10 protein-coding genes and 1 pseudogene are annotated in these 16,608 nt (G+C 60.5%); 5 read left to right on the top strand and 6 right to left on the bottom strand.

All coding sequences use genetic code 11. From position 1 onward, the window contains the following. Positions 1-52 precede the first annotated feature (52 nt). Positions 53-4,672, bottom strand: coding sequence for a Ti-type conjugative transfer relaxase TraA (gene traA, locus IB262_RS12195; RefSeq protein ID WP_192493607.1), 4,620 nt, complete (start codon positions 4,670-4,672; stop codon positions 53-55). A gap of 219 nt (positions 4,673-4,891) precedes the next feature. Here traA and IB262_RS12190 point away from each other — a divergent pair, with 219 nt between their 5' ends. Genes IB262_RS12190 through traG form a run of 3 tightly spaced genes read left to right on the top strand, consistent with a single transcriptional unit; the run spans position 4,892 to position 7,312 of the window. Further along, complete coding sequence (locus IB262_RS12190; protein ID WP_192493606.1) at positions 4,892-5,179, top strand: TraC family protein; 288 nt, start codon at positions 4,892-4,894, stop codon at positions 5,177-5,179. Continuing rightward, a complete protein-coding gene (locus tag IB262_RS12185; protein ID WP_192493605.1) occupies positions 5,169-5,408 on the top strand; it encodes a conjugal transfer protein TraD in 240 nt (79 codons plus the stop codon). The genes IB262_RS12190 and IB262_RS12185 overlap by 11 nt, the downstream gene beginning before the upstream one ends. Next, entirely contained in the window at positions 5,399-7,312 is a 1,914-nt protein-coding gene (traG, locus tag IB262_RS12180; RefSeq protein WP_192493604.1) for a Ti-type conjugative transfer system protein TraG, read from the top strand. Before IB262_RS12185 ends, traG begins: the two co-directional genes overlap by 10 nt. A 422-nt stretch (positions 7,313-7,734) precedes the next feature. Here traG and IB262_RS35910 read toward each other — a convergent pair. The 3 genes and pseudogenes from IB262_RS35910 to IB262_RS12170 all read right to left on the bottom strand — a co-directional run. Beyond that, positions 7,735-7,970, bottom strand: a pseudogene (locus IB262_RS35910) (prevent-host-death family protein); the annotation flags it as partial. A 49-nt stretch (positions 7,971-8,019) separates the two neighbouring features. Then, positions 8,020-8,187 carry a hypothetical protein gene (locus IB262_RS12175; protein ID WP_167550717.1) on the bottom strand — a complete coding sequence of 56 codons (168 nt, stop codon included), beginning with the start codon at positions 8,185-8,187 and terminating at the stop codon, positions 8,020-8,022. A 340-nt stretch (positions 8,188-8,527) separates the two neighbouring features. Continuing rightward, positions 8,528-8,851 carry a DUF736 family protein gene (locus tag IB262_RS12170; RefSeq protein WP_034800240.1) on the bottom strand — a complete coding sequence of 108 codons (324 nt, stop codon included), beginning with the start codon at positions 8,849-8,851 and terminating at the stop codon, positions 8,528-8,530. A 1,318-nt stretch (positions 8,852-10,169) separates the two neighbouring features. Between IB262_RS12170 and IB262_RS12165 the strand changes: the two genes are divergently transcribed. Then, on the top strand, positions 10,170-11,360 hold the full coding sequence (locus IB262_RS12165; protein WP_112772579.1) for a DUF1173 domain-containing protein: 1,191 nt from the start codon (positions 10,170-10,172) through the stop codon (positions 11,358-11,360). A gap of 408 nt (positions 11,361-11,768) precedes the next feature. Here the strand turns inward: IB262_RS12165 and IB262_RS12160 are convergent, their stop codons facing one another. Both IB262_RS12160 and IB262_RS12155 read right to left on the bottom strand, forming a co-directional pair. Continuing rightward, positions 11,769-12,683 (bottom strand): zincin-like metallopeptidase domain-containing protein, encoded by a 915-nt coding sequence (locus IB262_RS12160; protein WP_192493603.1) that lies wholly within the window; start codon positions 12,681-12,683, stop codon positions 11,769-11,771. A gap of 1,385 nt (positions 12,684-14,068) precedes the next feature. Then, positions 14,069-15,169, bottom strand: a complete 1,101-nt coding sequence (locus IB262_RS12155; RefSeq protein WP_034800249.1) for a DUF475 domain-containing protein — start codon at positions 15,167-15,169, stop codon at positions 14,069-14,071. 456 nt (positions 15,170-15,625) lie between these two features. Here IB262_RS12155 and IB262_RS12150 point away from each other — a divergent pair, with 456 nt between their 5' ends. After that, positions 15,626-16,534, top strand: coding sequence for a DMT family transporter (locus IB262_RS12150; protein WP_192493602.1), 909 nt, complete (start codon positions 15,626-15,628; stop codon positions 16,532-16,534). Positions 16,535-16,608 lie beyond the last annotated feature (74 nt).

Below are 16,608 nucleotides of genomic sequence, written 5' to 3'. Positions count from 1 at the left end.
GCAAGGACCGGCTGCCGAGACACCTGAGTGAATGAAGCTCTTTGAATTGCCTCTACCGCTCGACACCAGGACCCCGATTGACCGCCTGTCGTTGGCGCTCGGAAACGATCTTCTGGCCGCTATCTGCCCGCACGATCTGCTGAAGAAGCTTCAACTTCTCCTGCATTGCCTCGAATGCATTCCGTTGCGCTGTCGACACAAAGTTGAAAACGTCCCTGTTCCCACGCAGGAACGCGTTGCGGCCGAAGCGCTCGTCGAGCGCCCGGCTGACGGCGACGAATTCTTGGGCGACGGTCGGATCGGTCAAACCCGCAGCAACGTCGAGCCCGCCACTCTTCTTCTTCATTCTTGCCGTCAACTGCCGCAGCGTATCCTCAGCCTTCCGCGATAGGCCGGGAATGGCGACCCCCATACGCCGGCGCTCTGCGGCGATAGCCTTGGTCTCGGCCTCAAACGCCGCGGCATAAGACGCTCCGAGAGAACGGACACAGCTTGCTGCTTCCGACACGCCCTGAAGCGCAGCCTTCCGCTCCCGGCCGGGAGCAAGCAACTTGTCCATTAGGCGACCGGAGCCGCGCAGCCCCCCATAGGCGGCCGGATCGTTGGTGACCGCTGCGGCAATCCGCTCGCCGGCAAAACCCTTTGCGACAAGCTCCTCGATCTTGGCGACCGCGCCGGCCGGATCGCGCCAAATGCGTGTCGCCGCATCCATGAGCGCGGCGCGATGATGATTGTAATGGGGAACGGCAAGCGCTCTTTCCCGCGCTTCATCGGCGACAGGTGTCTTGAACTCAGTGACGGCGGCAAGCATGGGCAACACGGGCACTGCTTCATTTCCGAACTCGATGCTTGCGCCGGCAACGATTTTCGAGCGATCCTGCTTTTCTGCGAGATGCTGCTCGTCGCTAAAACGCCTGATCACCTCGAACAGGCGCACCAGTTTTTGACGGTGCTCAGGGGCGAGATTTTCCGGCATCCGCTCTTCAACATTTCGCTCGGCGATCGGATCGGTCCTGGCGGTGAATGCAGACCAGCCGAAGCGCGAGGTCACCGCCTCGTTGACCGCCTTTACCTCCTGCACCAGCAAACGGTCCTCAGCGGCATAGGCGAAGGCCGTCTTGTAGGCATCAACCCCGCCGCGCTCCCGGACCGCCTCGACTTCGACGAGACGCGCCATCGCCTTTTTCGAAAGCGCGGGAATGGACAATGCCATATGGACGCGCCGCTGTTGCTCGCGGCTGGCGAAGCGCTCCGCCTGCCTGCGGAACGCGGTTGCTTGCGCGCGCGCCAAAGTCAGCAGCTCCGATAATGTGGCCACAGCTTCGTTGCGCTCGTTTCGAGCGGCGCGGCCATCGACCATGCGGTCAGAGCCGCGCAATCGGCCAAGGCGTTCGGGTGCAAGGCCAAGATCTTCGGCAATCTTGCGCGGCTCGACGTCTGCGCCTGATACCAGAGCGTTGAGCGCCGACAGCGCGCCACTCGGGTCGCGATAGATTTTCTGCAGCACCGGCCGGAGTATTTCCTCGCGCTCCTTCCACGGTTGCGAGGCGAGCTGCGCGAGACGCGCATCCTCTTCAACGCTGTGGGCGAACTCAGTGGCCGGTGGAATCAAATAGTTTCCGCCCAACGGGATGCCGGCAACCAAGGATACTCTGCGCTCCTCGCTGTACGAGACGCTCCGCTCCCGATCGATCGCAAAATCGAGCGCTATGCTCGCTCGCTCCCAGAGCTTCGCCAACCGCGACCGCTTCTCCGCAAGCCACGCCAGCCGCCGCGCCGCGCCCTCCTCCAATTCCGCAGCGGCCCGGGCGAGCGTGTCGATGCCACGCCGCTGGGCAAAATCAAGGACATGCTCCCGATAGCCTTCCTTGCTTTCGAAATCGAGCGTCGTTGTCTTGGCGCCGGATCGTCCGAGGCGCTCAACAAGCTGTTTGAACACAGGCGGCCGCCGGCTTTCCCGTTCGATCCTCGCCTTGCGCGCATCGACAGTTTCGATTTGGGTTGCAGTCCAAACGTTGCGTTCGACCTGACGTTCCTCGAGACGCTTCTTGCCGGTCTTTTCATCAGTGACGGGCACCCTTACCGTGACCGTTTCGACGCCATCCTTGCGGAGCCTCACAGTATCGCCTGTCGAGATTCCACCCTCCTCAAGTGCCTTTGGCAGGCTCACGCCCCAAAGTCGATGAATGGTACCGTGGTCCGTCCTCACATCGGCGTAGGGGCTGTGTTTGGCATTTTCATCTTGCGGCCGGAACTTGGCCGACCCGGTCTCCACCAATTCACCGGTGACGCCGGCTGCATGATCGACACGTGCGCTACGCCCCCATTGCGGCTTCGGTTCAAAGTTCTCGCGCGCCACGTAGAGATCGGCGCGGTTACGATGCCTGGTCATCGCCACATAGGTCAGATGCTGGTCCATCATCCCGGTGGCGAGCACGAAGGTTCGGTCGATGGTCGAGCCTTGACATTTGTGGATGGTCGCGGCGTAGCCGTGATCGACATTGCTGTAGCTATCCTCACTGAACACGACGTCCCGGCCATTGTCGAGATGTACCGTCAACAGCGCGTCTGCGCGTTTGTCGCCGGATGAAACAACCGTGCCAAGCATGCCGTTCTTGACATATTGGGGAGCAAGCCGCTTTGCTCGTGGTTCAAGGAAGCGGGCGTTTTCGAGGAAGATCACCCGGTCGCCCGCGGCAAACTCACGAAGCCCACGTGCCGTCCGGAATTGGCGCGCACCTGTCAGCGCGCCCTCGTCGATCATGACCTTGCGCAAGGCCTCATTCAGCTTTCTGACGTCATCGTTGGTGTGAGCAAGCACAAGCAGTTCGTCGCCGCGAAGACGTCCCGGATGCTCGCCCACGGCAGATTTCTGAAGCAGGTCCCGGCGGGCGTCGGCCCAATCGGCAACGAGGCGGTCTATGATCTCGGCCCTGGTTTCGGTCTCGACAATGCAGCCCCTCTGCGCGTAGGCATCAAGGCCCTCTTCGACCTTGCCGCGCGCAAGGAGACGGGAAGCATCGCGCGCCCAGACATCACGCTGCCGCCGCACGCCGGCAAGTTCCGCGAAGCCGATCCGTTCGGTGATTGCCCGGAACGCCGCACCCGCCTGGATCGGCTGCAGTTGCATCGCGTCGCCGACCAGCACGGCTTTTGCGCCTGCGTCCTCCACAGCCCTGAGGATACGCGCCATCTGCTGCGATGACACCATGCCGGCCTCATCGATGACGAGCACATCGCCGCGCTCCATTGTTTCGCGCCCCCCGGCCCAAGCAAGCTCCCAGGACGCCAGCGTGCGCGACCGGATCCCGGAACTGTCCTCCAGCCCTTCCGCAGCCTTGCCGGCTAGGGCCGCGCCGATCACCCGTCGGCCGTCGCTTTCCCATGCGACGCGGGCCGCCGAAAGCAGTGTCGACTTACCGGCGCCGGCAAGCCCCACGACCGCCGCAATGGCATTATCGCGCGTGACATGACGTACCGCATCGACCTGTTCCGCATCGAGCCTGAAGGATTTTTTCGGATCGGCCGTTTCGACGCTTCGGACGGCGGCGGCGGCCTTGGCACCGGAGACGCCGAAGCCCTTTCGCATCGACAGAACCTCGGCTGACTGCGCCATGTCATATTCGATGCGCAGGATCCCCCGCGTTGTGAACACCGCCGGCTCTGTCACCTTGCCCGTTTGGGTGTCGATCTGCTGCGCCTTCAGCAGCACGAGGTCGTCCGAAGCCATGAGCCGCGCGCGGATATTGGCGAAGTCCACTGGATCATCGACATAGCGGTGCAGCGTCTTGGCGATTTCGCGCTCGTCAAAGGTGGAACGTTCGTTGCCGAGCTGCTTGAGGAGAAGCGCAGGATCCGCGAGTAGCCGGTCGGCCATCGCCTGCCGCCGCGCTAGATCGGCGGGCGCGAAATACATCTCGACACCCTTGCGCGAGAGCGCCGCCTTCTCCGGGCCGAGGTGTTTCTGCGCGATCCCATCGAGGCCTTGCTCAGCATAGGAGCGGCCGTCGAGACGGAGCTCATGGCCGGCCAGCGCCAGGTGGCGGTTGACCGTTTCCGCCCACGCGACCTTCCATGCCTTCATGGTTTCTTTGTCGCCGGCCCAGAGCTTGTAAACGATTTTGCCGTTCGGCCTGTTCGGCGTAACGACACGCAACGGCTCTCCGTCATCGCCCAGGACTGGGACCTTCTTCGGCCCAAACCTCTCCTCCGTAATAGGCCTGAGCGTCGTCATCAGGTGGATATGCGGATTGCCGTCCTTGTCGTGATAGACCCAGTCAGCGACCATGCCCTTCGACGTCAAATTGTCTCGGACGAACTCGCGCACCAGCGCGATATTCTCCGCCCGCGTCAGCTCCTCGGGCAGCGCGATGATCAACTCCCGCGCAAGCTGCGCGTCCAACCGCGTCTCGAACGCATCTACCGCATTCCAGAACACCTCGCTGGCCTCCGCGACGGTCTTGTCGTCGACTGTTCTCTTCAGCCAGAGAGGTATCTGGTCCGGCAGCGCCAGCTCCTCATGCACCAGCTCCGACGCGCCGCCACGGTAGCTGAAGGACGTCCCGGCCTGCTCGTCCGTCATCCGGGCGCGGTGGCGGTAGGCGGCGGCCGAGACGATGCTGCGCCCCGCTCCCCTGCTGATCACCTGCGCTCTAACGAACATGATCGCCACGAGTGTCTCCGAAGCTTTCAAGCACGTCGCGCCAGCGACGTATATTGCGCCCTCAAACCGATCGGACCGGAGGGCCGATGCCGCTCTTCCGTAAAGACGGCCGATGCCGAAATTCCGGCTGCGGCTTTTTCGGGGTGATGCAACCTATCCTATTTTACTATCACTAAATAGATAGTATAACTATCGCCGTGAGATTGCTCCGACACGAGGGACGCTGGAATGGCCGTAAAATCATCGCTCTCTGATATCGATGCCCAGATCGAGAAGCTGCGCGAGCGCAGACGAACGCTAATCGTAAAATCCGCCGAGCGGTTTGCGCGCGCCGCGACAAAAACGGGATTGGCGGAAATGGAGATCACGGAGGAAGTACTCGACGCGATCTTCGAACAGATTGCCGCGCGATTTCGCAAAGAGGAGAAGAAGGGGACTGCTGGCGCAACAGCTTCGTCGCGTCGACAGCCAGGTGGCGGGTCTGGAACGACGGCGGAGGTTTCTCATGACGAATGATCGCAAACGAGAGGCCCGCCAGAAATTCCTGCTCGGTGGCATCGTCGTCAGAGCGGGTCTCGCGGGGGCCGACCGAGCGTTTCTGCTTGGTGGCCTAACGGAACTGGCAAGCGTCGTGCCCGGCACCGACGAGCATCGGCGGCTGTGCGATATCGGTGAGCAAGCCTTCAAGGCGACTTCGCATGATAGAGGATCATCTCACATCGAGGAGGCGGCGAAGTGGCACTAAAGGAAAGACTGCATCCCAGCCTGCTTCTCGTTCTGGCGCCAATTGCCGTCACCGCCTTTGCCGTCTACATCGTCGGCTGGCACTGGCCGAAGCTTGCCGGCGAGCTATCTGGAAAAACATCATACTGGTTCCTACGAGCCTCGCCCCTGCCCGCGTTGTTGCTTGGGCCGGTCGTCGGATCATTGACCGTTTGTGCGTTGCCGCTGCACCGGCGAAGGTCGATCGCGATAGTGAACCTTGTCTGCTTTCTGTTCGTGGCCGGCTTCTATGTCCTGCGCGAGTTCGATCGGCTCGCGCCGTACGTGGCGAGCGGTGCGGTCTCGTGGGACCGGGCACTCTCCTATCTCGACATCGTCGCCGTCATTGGCTTGGTGGCCGGCTTCCTGGCGGTGGCGGTGGGCGCGCGCATCTCCACGGTTGTTCCAGAACCGGTGAAGCGAGCCAAGCGCGGGATCTTCGGGGACGCGAACTGGCTGTCGATGACCGCGGCGGGAAAGCTGTTTCCGCCAGATGGCGAGCTCGTCGTTGGCGAGCGTTACCGGGTCGACAAGGAAGTCGTTCATCAATTACCTTTCGATCCGAACGATCCAGCAACATGGGGCCAGGGCGGCAAGGCATCATTGCTGACCTACAAACAGGATTTCGATTCAACGCACGTGCTCTTCTTTGCCGGGTCAGGTGGATACAAGACCACCAGCAACGTCGTGCCCACGGCGCTGCGTTACACCGGGCCGCTGATTTGCCTCGATCCATCGACCGAGGTCGCGCCAATGGTGGTCGAGCATAGAACCCGCGCGCTCGGCCGCGAGGTGATGGTGCTCGATCCGACGAGCCCGATCATGGGCTTCAACGTACTCGACGGCATCGAGACATCGAAGCACAAGGAAGAGGACATCGTCGGCATTGCTCACATGCTTTTGTCGGAGAGCGTGCGCTTTGAAAGTTCGACTGGCTCCTACTTTCAGAACCAGGCACACAATCTGCTGACCGGTCTGCTCGCCCATGTCATGCTGTCGCCCGAATATGATGGGCGACGGAACTTACGCAGTCTCCGGCAGATCGTATCCGAGCCAGAACCCTCTGTGCTCGCCATGCTGCGCGACATCCAGGACCATTCGGGATCGGCCTTCATCCGCGAAACGCTGGGCGTCTTTACCAACATGACTGAGCAGACCTTCAGCGGCGTCTATTCCACGGCCTCTAAGGACACGCAATGGCTGTCGCTCGACAGCTACGCGGCGCTTGTCTGCGGGAACGCGTTCAGGTCGAGCGACATCGTAGCGGGCAAGAATGACGTGTTCATCAATATTCCGGCATCGATCCTGCGCTCCTATCCGGGTATCGCCCGCGTGATCATCGGCTCGCTGATCAACGCAATGGTGCAGGCCGATGGCACCTTCAAGCGCCGTGCGCTGTTCATGCTCGATGAGGTCGATCTGCTCGGCTACATGCGGGTGCTGGAAGAGGCGCGTGATCGCGGCCGAAAGTACGGAATCTCCATGATGCTTATGTACCAGTCGGTCGGACAACTGGAGCGGCATTTCGGGAGGGATGGCGCGACGTCGTGGATCGACGGCTGCGCCTTTGCCAGCTATGCCGCGATTAAAGCGCTCGACACGGCCCGCAGCGTCTCGGCCCAATGCGGCGAGATGACGGTCGAGGTGAAGAGAGGCTCACGCGTCATTGGCTGGGGCCCAAAAAACGCAGGATCGCGCCTATCCGAAAGCGTCAATCTCCAGCGCCGACCGCTGATCATGACGCACGAGATCACGCAGTCGATGCGCAAAGACGAGCAGATCATTATCGTGCAAGGTCATAGCCCAATCCGCTGCGGGCGCGCGATATATTTTCGGCGGAAGGACATGGATCAGGCAGCCAAGGCAAACCGCTTTGTCCGGATTTAACCTTCCCCGCCAAGGCAACCATTACCCGTGCTTATTGCCCCGTCCGACATCCGGCTTGAGTGACGTCAGCGCCGCCGATACGAGCCCAAGTTGTCTTCGTGACGCGAGCGGTAATGTCCTTGCCGACCCCGCGCCCTTGGCAAGGATCTTAAGGTCGACCCACAAGTTCCTCATCTGGGAATGGTCCAAATCGGGTTCGAGCGCGGTGGAAAAATCGATCGGGATCTAGCTTAAAGCAATCGCAGTGAGGTGTGTGCTGCGCTTGAACGCGCTTGCTCTACCCGATGCTCTCGAAGCCGTTCACCAACCCGGAACGTCCGATCTTTCGGCAACTGGTGTGCGGACCTGTTTGGTCTGAAGAGCGAACCATCGGCAAGGTTTGCCTGCGTCGGATTATTCAGGCAAGCGCTCGTCCTCGACCAAAAGACGTCGACGGCACTTACGAAGTCCGCAAAGAGGCTGTTGGAAATGGTTTCGATGGTTCCGACCGAGCGCGCTTCGGACGCGCATCAGGGCTCATAGTCGTTAATGTTGAGGAGGACCAAGCGCGGCTTGTCGCCCTGGGTGATCGTTACTGACCAAGACAGGGGGCGATGATGTCCCCGGATTTCCGGGAAAAATCGCTCGTCGCATAGGAACCCGAGCGCGGGTTGGCGATCTGCTATATTCTTGGATTTGCCGTAAATGCGAGCCTGGCGAAAGCCTCCCTAGAAGGGAGGCTCGCTGCTGACGCGGCCCTCGAGCTCGGCTACGATGACCTCAAGCTCCGCATAGGCCTGTTCCAGTTCGGCCTGGATCTGGGCGCGTTCAGCCGGGTCGCAGCAGTTCAGCTCGCGGCGCAATTCCTCGATGTGGGCTTCCAGTGCAACCGTCATTTTCGTCATCTCCTTGGCTGTTGGGAAAGATGACGCCGCCGGCCGCGAGAATTGGGCCGGGTCAAGGATCGCGAATGCGACCGGCCGAGCCGGCGAGTGGGGGAGCCGGAATGCGGAGCATTTCGGGGGGACCGCTCGTCCTTTAGGCGGCACGATTCCTCGCGGCAGACTTGGCGATCTGAGCAGATAGTTTTTCATCTCGTGTGGCAGGGTAAAAGAACAGGTGCGGGCTCGATGCCCGTCCTGTTTCTGGGTACAAACGTGGGCATCCCGCTCGGGATCGGTCGCATTCAGAACGAGCGGGTGCCGGTCCCGATTGATCGGGACCGGCGCTGGTGGCTCAGTTTGGGTTATTCCAGATGATCACCTTGCGGTTCGGATCGCCGCCGGGAGCCTGTGCGAGGTTGCCGAAGATCACGCCGATCTCTGGAGCCTCCAGTTTCACGGAGAGGTACTCTTCTCCGGTCTGGCGGGCGATACGGTTCCACGCCGCGCCGATTTCGAACCCGGTCTTTCGGTGGATGACGCGATAGTCAGGGGCCTCTTCGCTCGTTTTGTTGGCGTTGGGGACGATAGCGATCGGCGCGTTCACTCGGATGGTGGCGAAAACGCCTTCGAGAGTGCCATCGGTCTTCTGCGTGAGAGCTGCGATCGTGGTGGCCATGGTATTGTCTCCTTCGGTTGCTCGGGACCATTCCCGATAGCGCGCGAGGAGACGGCCGATCTGCTGCGGTCATCTCGCACAAATATTCTGCTAAATTCCATGTTCTGCTCAAAAAAACGCGTGCGCGTTTGTCATGCTTGCTGGAGGAAAGCATCCGGTGCCCAGCAGTGATCCAAAAATGGAATTTTGCAGAATATTTGGGTGAGACGTACCCCTTCAGGGGTTGACCGGAAAGGCAGGCGGTCGGCTAAAGGGCGATGTAGAAGAGGGAATGATCTAGTGCAACCGACGCCGGCGACAGACCGTTCCGGCCACCCGCCGGCACCTCATAAGACCGCGGCACATTTCAACTGGGCACGCCGCCCTACGATAACGCGCGTCCCGGTCTCTGCCATTGCAAGCAGCGAGCAGCATGGACTGCCGCCAGATCTCTCGGATGCACATTGCGCGGTCGCGGTGACCACAACGCCCGCAAACTGGATTGCAAGTCCCCGCCCCGGCCATCGCCGAGATCGACAAGCGAACTTCAACGATGCTGCCCCTAGCTGCGTTGCCGCGTCAGACGCGCGCCAATTGCCATCCATCGTCCTGAGCGACCGACGTCGTGCCGCGCGGCCAGGAGTTACGGCTCGAGGTCACGCCCCTCGCGTTCGCCAGGCAGCCGATCGCTCCGGCGAAAAATTTCTCCTTGTTCTTTTGACACGTGAGGAAACCATCTTTGCGTCGAGGTTGCTCATCGAGCCATGTTCGCTCGCAACCTCGAAATCAACACGAAGCGGGATAGCCCACGTCGACTGAGCCAGATGGATTCGCTGCCGGCCGCGGTGACATCGCCGATTGCCCATTTCTGTGGTTGCTTCCCCGATTATGTCCCGGAGCTGGAGCGACTTCGGCCCGGCCCAATCTCATCGATTCGCAAAGGTCGCTATGCGCTCCGGTTGCAGCGCGTTTGAAGAGCGTTACCGCGATCTAGCAAGCACGGGCCCTCGGCGACCCGGCAAGTCGCCGAACCTCCGATAGCGCTAGAAACCGTTGTGTTTTCAGTAGCGACGAAAGCTTTCCTTACAATTATCATGCTCCAGGGAATGGGATGAAAGCCAACGCCACGTGAAGGTGGATCGACGTCGCATCCATGAAGACGCTTGCCAATGCTGCGGCGAGAAATTTACTTTTGGCACCGCCTTCATCTCCGTGGCGACAGCATGTGGCGCCATCCCATCCATTGTATACTATCGTTTTTAATATAGTATAACCGAAAAATCCATGCTACATCGTCATTGACCCTTAGGGCCCATTGAATGGGAAGCGGAGGCTCAATGTGCGGCGGTTTCTGATCGGCGACAGGCTATTCGAGGAGGAATCGAGCGAATTCCGGGCAATTCTTGCACCTGCTTATGAACAGGGGCTTCGGCCATATTGCCAGTGTAACGAACCGCCGGTTGCGATGTACATCGCGCGGCTCGATGAGCAACACCTCGTCAAACGCATGCCGCTTACCGGGCGCAATCATGACCCGGCTTGCCCATCCTTTGAACCTCCCTATGATTTATCCGGCCTCGGGCCTTTGATCGGCAATGCAATCCAGGTCGATGCGAACGGGCGAGCAAGCTTGAAGATCGATTTTTCGCTGACGAAGAAAGGTCCACGAGCGGCCGCATCTCGATCGGCGGGTCCGCAAGAGTCCGCCATTCGCAATGAGCCAGAGAAGCTCTCGTTGCGCGCAACGCTGCACTATCTGTGGGAAGTGGGAGAATTGACCGAATGGCATACCTCCTGGGCTGGAAAGCGCGGCTGGGGTCGGGTTCGCACGAGCCTCATGAATGCCGCGTCGCAGATGACGACCCGCGGCGGACAGCTCAGCGATGTGCTGTTTGTGCCGGAGACGTTCCATCAGGAGGACAAGGAAGCAATTGCCGCACGCCGAGCAACCGCGCTTCGCGGTGCGCAAGCGTCCGGGACAGGACCGCGCAAACTGATGATCGCTGTTGCGGAAGTAAAGGAGTTCATCCCCGCACGCGTCGGACACCGGATCGCGGTTCGGCATCTGCCCTTTCCCTTCATGCTTGAAGACCAAGCATGGAAGCGGTTGAACGCCAGATACGACACGGAACTTGAATTGTGGCGTTCGAACGATGAATTGCACCTCGTCATGATCGCGACGTTTGGGATTTCGGCATCCGGGGTTGCAGCCGTCGAAGAAGTCGCGATGATGGTCGTGAACGAGAACTGGATCCCACTCGAAAACGTCCATGAGCGCCATCTTCTGAACAGACTGGCAGGGCTGCGACGCAAGTTCGTCAAAGGCTTACGCTTCAACCTCTCACACGAGCAACCAATCGTGTCGGTCACCCTGCCGGAACAGCGACCCTGCCCGGTTGCGATGTTTATCGTGTTGGCCGGTGCAGGTGGGAACTACCAGCGGGCATTGACGGAAATGATCGAGGCACGACCGGAGATGACGCCTTGGATTTGGTACATTGCCGAGGGAGACATGCCGCAGTTGCCGTGATCGTCAGAATGCCGGCTGCGTTGCCTTTGCTCGGACAAAGGTGGCAAGCTTTTAGATGATGAAGGAAGGCGCAAAGGGAAACGGACGGTTCGCAGAGTTCACGAACAAATCCAGATTCTGCGGACAGCGTAAGCGCACTTCGCCATGGGCCACAGCTCCCTCTGTTGTCGGCAACTTTTTATTCGGTAGAGCGTGCTAAGCGACAGAGATGCCGTCATGCGGCGAGCCAGCATAACTTCATTTGCCGACGCCCTTTCTTCAGAAAATTCAAGGGACCGATTGCCGCGGCGTCGGCAACCGGCCATTCCAAACACCGCGCCCTGCCACCGCCTTCGGCGCACCCATTCATCACCTCGCATTTTCACTTGCGAGGTGATGATCCATGGCATTTTCTCTTGAAAGGGACGCCTAGTCGGCGCCCCTTGCCTCAATTTGCTTGGCCTGTTGTGCATGCATCCAGTCGGCAATCTCCTGCGCTTTGCTGGCAGCAGTGAAGATGGCGCGCTTGTCGGAATGCATCACGTCGACCCAGGACCGAATGTAGCGAGCATGGTCCGGACGCGGCTCGACACTGAGACCTAGGTCGGCGCAAATCATAGCACTCAGAAGCTCGACCGTGCATTCCTCCATCGCATAGGCGGCCGAGCCGAAGCGTCCAGAGAGATCGCGGCCGAGACGGTGGCTGGCGCCAGAAGCGTGGCCGCATTCGTGGAGCAGCACCGCATAGTAGGCGACCGCATCGCGGAAACACGCGAACCTTGGGATCTGCACCTGGTCCATAGCCGGGCGGTAATAGGCTTGCGAGCCGCCGTGGCAGATGTCAATCCCTAGAGCTGCGCAAAACCGTTCGGCCCGATCGATCCGCTTCGCCTCCGGCAACACCGGGCTCTCGGGCGGTGTGTAGCCGTCAACCTGGGCGCAGTTAAAAACCGAGTAGCCACGAGCAAACATGGACCGGGCGGGTTCGTCACGATTTGCGTCGTCGGCTTGGTCCTCCGTTTTGTCGCGATCGTGGGTCTTCCAGAACACGACAAGGTGACCGTGCTCGCCCTTACGAACCTGAGCGCCGAGCGCTTGCCATTGGTGGTAAGTGCCCCAGATCCCGGTGGGATAGCCGGCCGCGTGGGCCGCAGCCCAGAGTGAGAGGATGTTGACGCCGCGATAAGTCCTGCTTGAGGCGATGTTGACGGGCGTGGTGATGGCCGATCCGTCGTGATGCCAGGGCATCCGGTAATCACCGGCGGCCTCGATGGCGGCGATAATCTGGTTAGTGACGCGCTCGTAGATATCGACTTGTGTTTGGCGTCTGCGATCTTTGGTCATTGGTGCCTCCTTTAGCTCGCCCCCTCCGTCGAGGGCGAGGCGGCAGGGGCAGGCGCGGGAGGCCGGCCCGTCACACCCTGTTCTCGGTGCTTGTGCGGAACAGGGTTGATGGGCTGGCAGCGTCTGCCACAACCGAGCCATGTCTCGACGGGCGTGCTGAAGGAGAGGCCGATCATGATCGACGCCCGAAAAGTCCGGGCTCTTGCGCCACATCAACTGGCCTCGTCTGGCGGAGAGTGCTTGAGGAGACACCCCTGGCGACAAGATCGGGTCGGGCCTGTCGAAAGTCCTCGATGACGATAGTCCCCTACGCGACCTCCAACGTCAGCACATGGATGTGTTTACAAGCGTGCGGTGATGCCGCATTTTCGAACGTCTTGGCACCGTGCAGGGGCGGCTTTGGTTCGGCTTCTAAGGCACGGATTCACTCTCTACGGGTTCTCCGAAAGGACCGTCGCTGACGAACTAAGACAGCCTGGAAACGTGGCGTTCCCCCTCACCGGACCGTTCGATGTCACCCGGTGGGCACCGACCTCGCTGCATGAGCGCCGGTTCGTTTTGAGGGTACTCGAGGGGCGCGACGGCCACGCGCAACGCCGTGTCGCTCTCCGGCTAGAGCGCGCTCATCACGCCGTCAGCGGTACTGATGAACCGGTGTACGCGCCGCTTGTCGCGCACAATGGCTTCGCCCATTCATGGGCGTGGGTCGATCGAACACGGGCCTTCATCCTCGGCGACTGGGATACACCTCAGTTCGCAGGGCGGTTTTTCTGGCTATCGGTGGGCGGTTAGGACTTGTGATCTCGGAAGCGGGAATGAGCACACTTGATGATCCCGCCTCTGGGTTTAGACGGCGCTTACCGTTGCCGGCGCCCTCGCCAACGGAAGAGACATCGGCGGCAGCCAAAGGTAGCCGGCGTGGGAAATAAGCCGCCGCAAGGCTGACCTTGGAAGGACACAGCACGCTTTGTACGGGCTCGATCCGGCAGATTGATCTACGGTGCTTTTATTTAACCTTGGGCCGGCCAGGCGTAGAACCCGCGCACCGCTTCAGATGGCCTTCGTGGGGAGACGGCAGGATTAGGCGGCATACTGGGACGGCGATCAGGATTTCCGATTTGCTTAAATTGCGATCGACGGCTGAATTGAGAGCACAGGTACCCTTTGCCGTTGACCACGGATGTACTGGCATCGGCATGGTGCGATCAGGAAAGGTCGGGTTTAACCCGGCCTTTTTGTTGGATGACGCTTTTCTTGGTCCTGTGCCAGCCGTCATTTTGCCATTTCAAAGCAAAACCACCGATCCCCCTCGAGAAGTTGCTCTCGATAAAGAATAGGCCCGGCGGACATGCCCGCCGGGCTCATTATCAAGTCAAGAGATCCGATCAGGCTCGCAGTTGCTCCTGCGAATCCCGCGTTTGCACCTCTTCCATTTCGCGTTCGCGCCTATTGTGGCGAATGGACGACCAGAGCGAGATACCGATGAGCGCGGCACCTCCAAGGCCGGTGATGACTTCCGGAATGTGGACCAGCGTCTGAAAGTACATGACCACCGACAGGACCAGGATCGCGTAGAACGCGCCGTGCTCGAGGTAACGATACTCGTTGAGCGTTCCCTTCTCAACCAGCATGATCGTCATCGAGCGCACATACATGGCGCCGATGCCGAGGCCAATCGCAATGACGAAGAGGTTCTGCGTCAACGCAAAGGCGCCGATGACGCCGTCAAACGAGAAGCTGGCATCGAGAACTTCGAGGTAGAGGAAGGCGCCGAAACCGCCCTTTGCCGCCGCATTCATGGTCTGCTGCGAGGCATCAAGCAGACCGCCGACCACCTCAACCACGAGGAACGTCAAGAGGCCGTAGATCGCCGAATACACGAATGTGTGGACCTCTGCCGGTTCGAGCAGCGTCGAAAAGCTGAGAATGAGGGCGAGAACGAACGCAATCTCGATACCCTTGATGGTCGCAAAGCGCGCCATCTTGGTTTCGATCCACTTGATCCAGTGCACGTCCTTTTCATGGTCGAAGAAGTAGGTCAGGCCCACCATCATCAGGAAGGTGCCGCCGAAGGCCGCTATCGGCAGATGCGCGTCGTTCATGATGCGCGCATATTCCTCAGGCTTGCTTGCCGCCAGAACGATCGCTTCGATCGGGCCGATCTTCGCCGCGATGACGACGATCAGGAGCGGAAAGACAATACGCATGCCGAAGACGGCGATGATGATGCCCCAGGTCAAAAAGCGATGCTGCCACTCGGGCGTCATGTCCTTGAGCTTGTTGGCATTGACGATGGCGTTATCGAACGACAGCGAGATTTCAAGCACCGCAAGCACGGTGCAGATGAAGAAGACGGAGGCCATGCCACCGATGGTGCCGGTCGACTGCCAGCCGAGCCAGGCGCCGAGCACAAGGCCGACCACCGTGACGATGAAGGCCCAGGTGAAATAGCCGAGCGCGCTCGAATGCGATTGAGGCTGGTTCATCGACGTGCCTCCTTCGCGCGGACGACGCCGGATTCGGTGAAAAGATGGGGTTTCAAAACAGAAATGCGCACGGCCAAAGGGGCACATGCGTGAGGCATGAGATCAGTTTTCATGAGAGCTAATCCGCCGGCTAATTTGCTGGCGGTACCGACATCACGAGAGCGCCGTAAAAACTCTCGCCAGAGGGGCCCGGCACCAGTGTTCGACCCGCGATCCGATGTCTGGACGGCGGGCACGCTTGACTAATTAGCAGTGTCGGGCGGAACGTCAAGGGGGCCGCCACTCGCTTTGCTGGTGGATCGCCAAACGGTTGTTACCAAGCCCTGTCTTAGTTCGGCTGCCGCGCCAAGCGTCGCCACCGATTCATTCGCAAAACTTATGGTTCCATATGCACTCGGCAATGGATCGGCCGCGATGAATGTGGCATGGCGTGGGCAACTTATCGAAGGCACTTACATGACCGTGATCACCGCTCCCATAACCGCCCCGAACGCCGCTCGTACCGGCGTGCTCATCATGCTCTTGGGCATGCTGATGTTTTCGCTAAACGACGTTATGGGCAAATGGCTGGTGGCGACCTACTCGGTCAGCCAGTTGATGGTGATCCGAAGCGTTGCGGCACTTCTGTTCCTGTCGCCCTTCATTTTCAGGCGCGGCCTGCGCTCTATGTTCCAGGTCGAACGGCCCGGCCTCCAGGCCCTTCGCTCGCTGCTCTTTGCCATCGACGCTTCCGCCTTTTATTTCGCGGTCGCCTACATGCCGCTCGCCGATACCATGACCTACTGGCTGGCCGCGCCGATCTATGTGGCGGCGGCCTCGCCGTTCCTGCTTGGCGAAAAGGTTGGCTGGCGGCGCTGGACGGCGATCCTCATCGGCTTTGCCGGCGTCTTGATCGCGCTCGAGCCCTCCAAGGAAAGCCTCGGCCTTCCGGCCTTGATTGCGCTTGCCGGCAGCACCGCCTTCGCCTTTGCCCTCATGCTCGGTCGCACGCTCCGCTCCACGCCTGACACGACGCTGGTCTTCTGGCAGATCGTCGGCGCGCTCATCTTCTCGCTCGTCGGCGTTGCCGCCAATCCCTCCGGCTGGGCGCCGGTCGATGGCGAAGCGCTATTGCAGCTCGGCGCGCTCGGCATCGTCGCGATGCTTGCGCATATCCTCGTCAATCGGTCGCTCAAGCTCGCCGATGCCGCCACCGTCGTCCCGCTGCAATACACGCTGCTCTTCTGGGCCGTCGTCTTCGGCTGGTTCTTTTTTGGCGACACCCCTCGCCCGACCGTGCTCGTCGGCGCAGGATTGATCGTCGCCTCGGGCCTCTTCATCTTCTTCCGCGAACAGCAGTTGAAGAAGCGAAACGCAAAAGCCTGATCTCCCGCCCGGCGGGGTTCCCTCATCGGCGACACTCTGCTACGCCGCCGAGGTCCAAGCTTGAAGGAGATGTC

It is taken from the genome of Ensifer sp. ENS02 (genome assembly GCF_014851885.1).
In the GTDB taxonomy this organism is placed as follows: domain Bacteria; phylum Pseudomonadota; class Alphaproteobacteria; order Rhizobiales; family Rhizobiaceae; genus Ensifer; species Ensifer adhaerens.
Note: the sequence above shows the minus strand (reverse complement) of the source record. Positions and strands in the feature narration are given on the sequence as shown.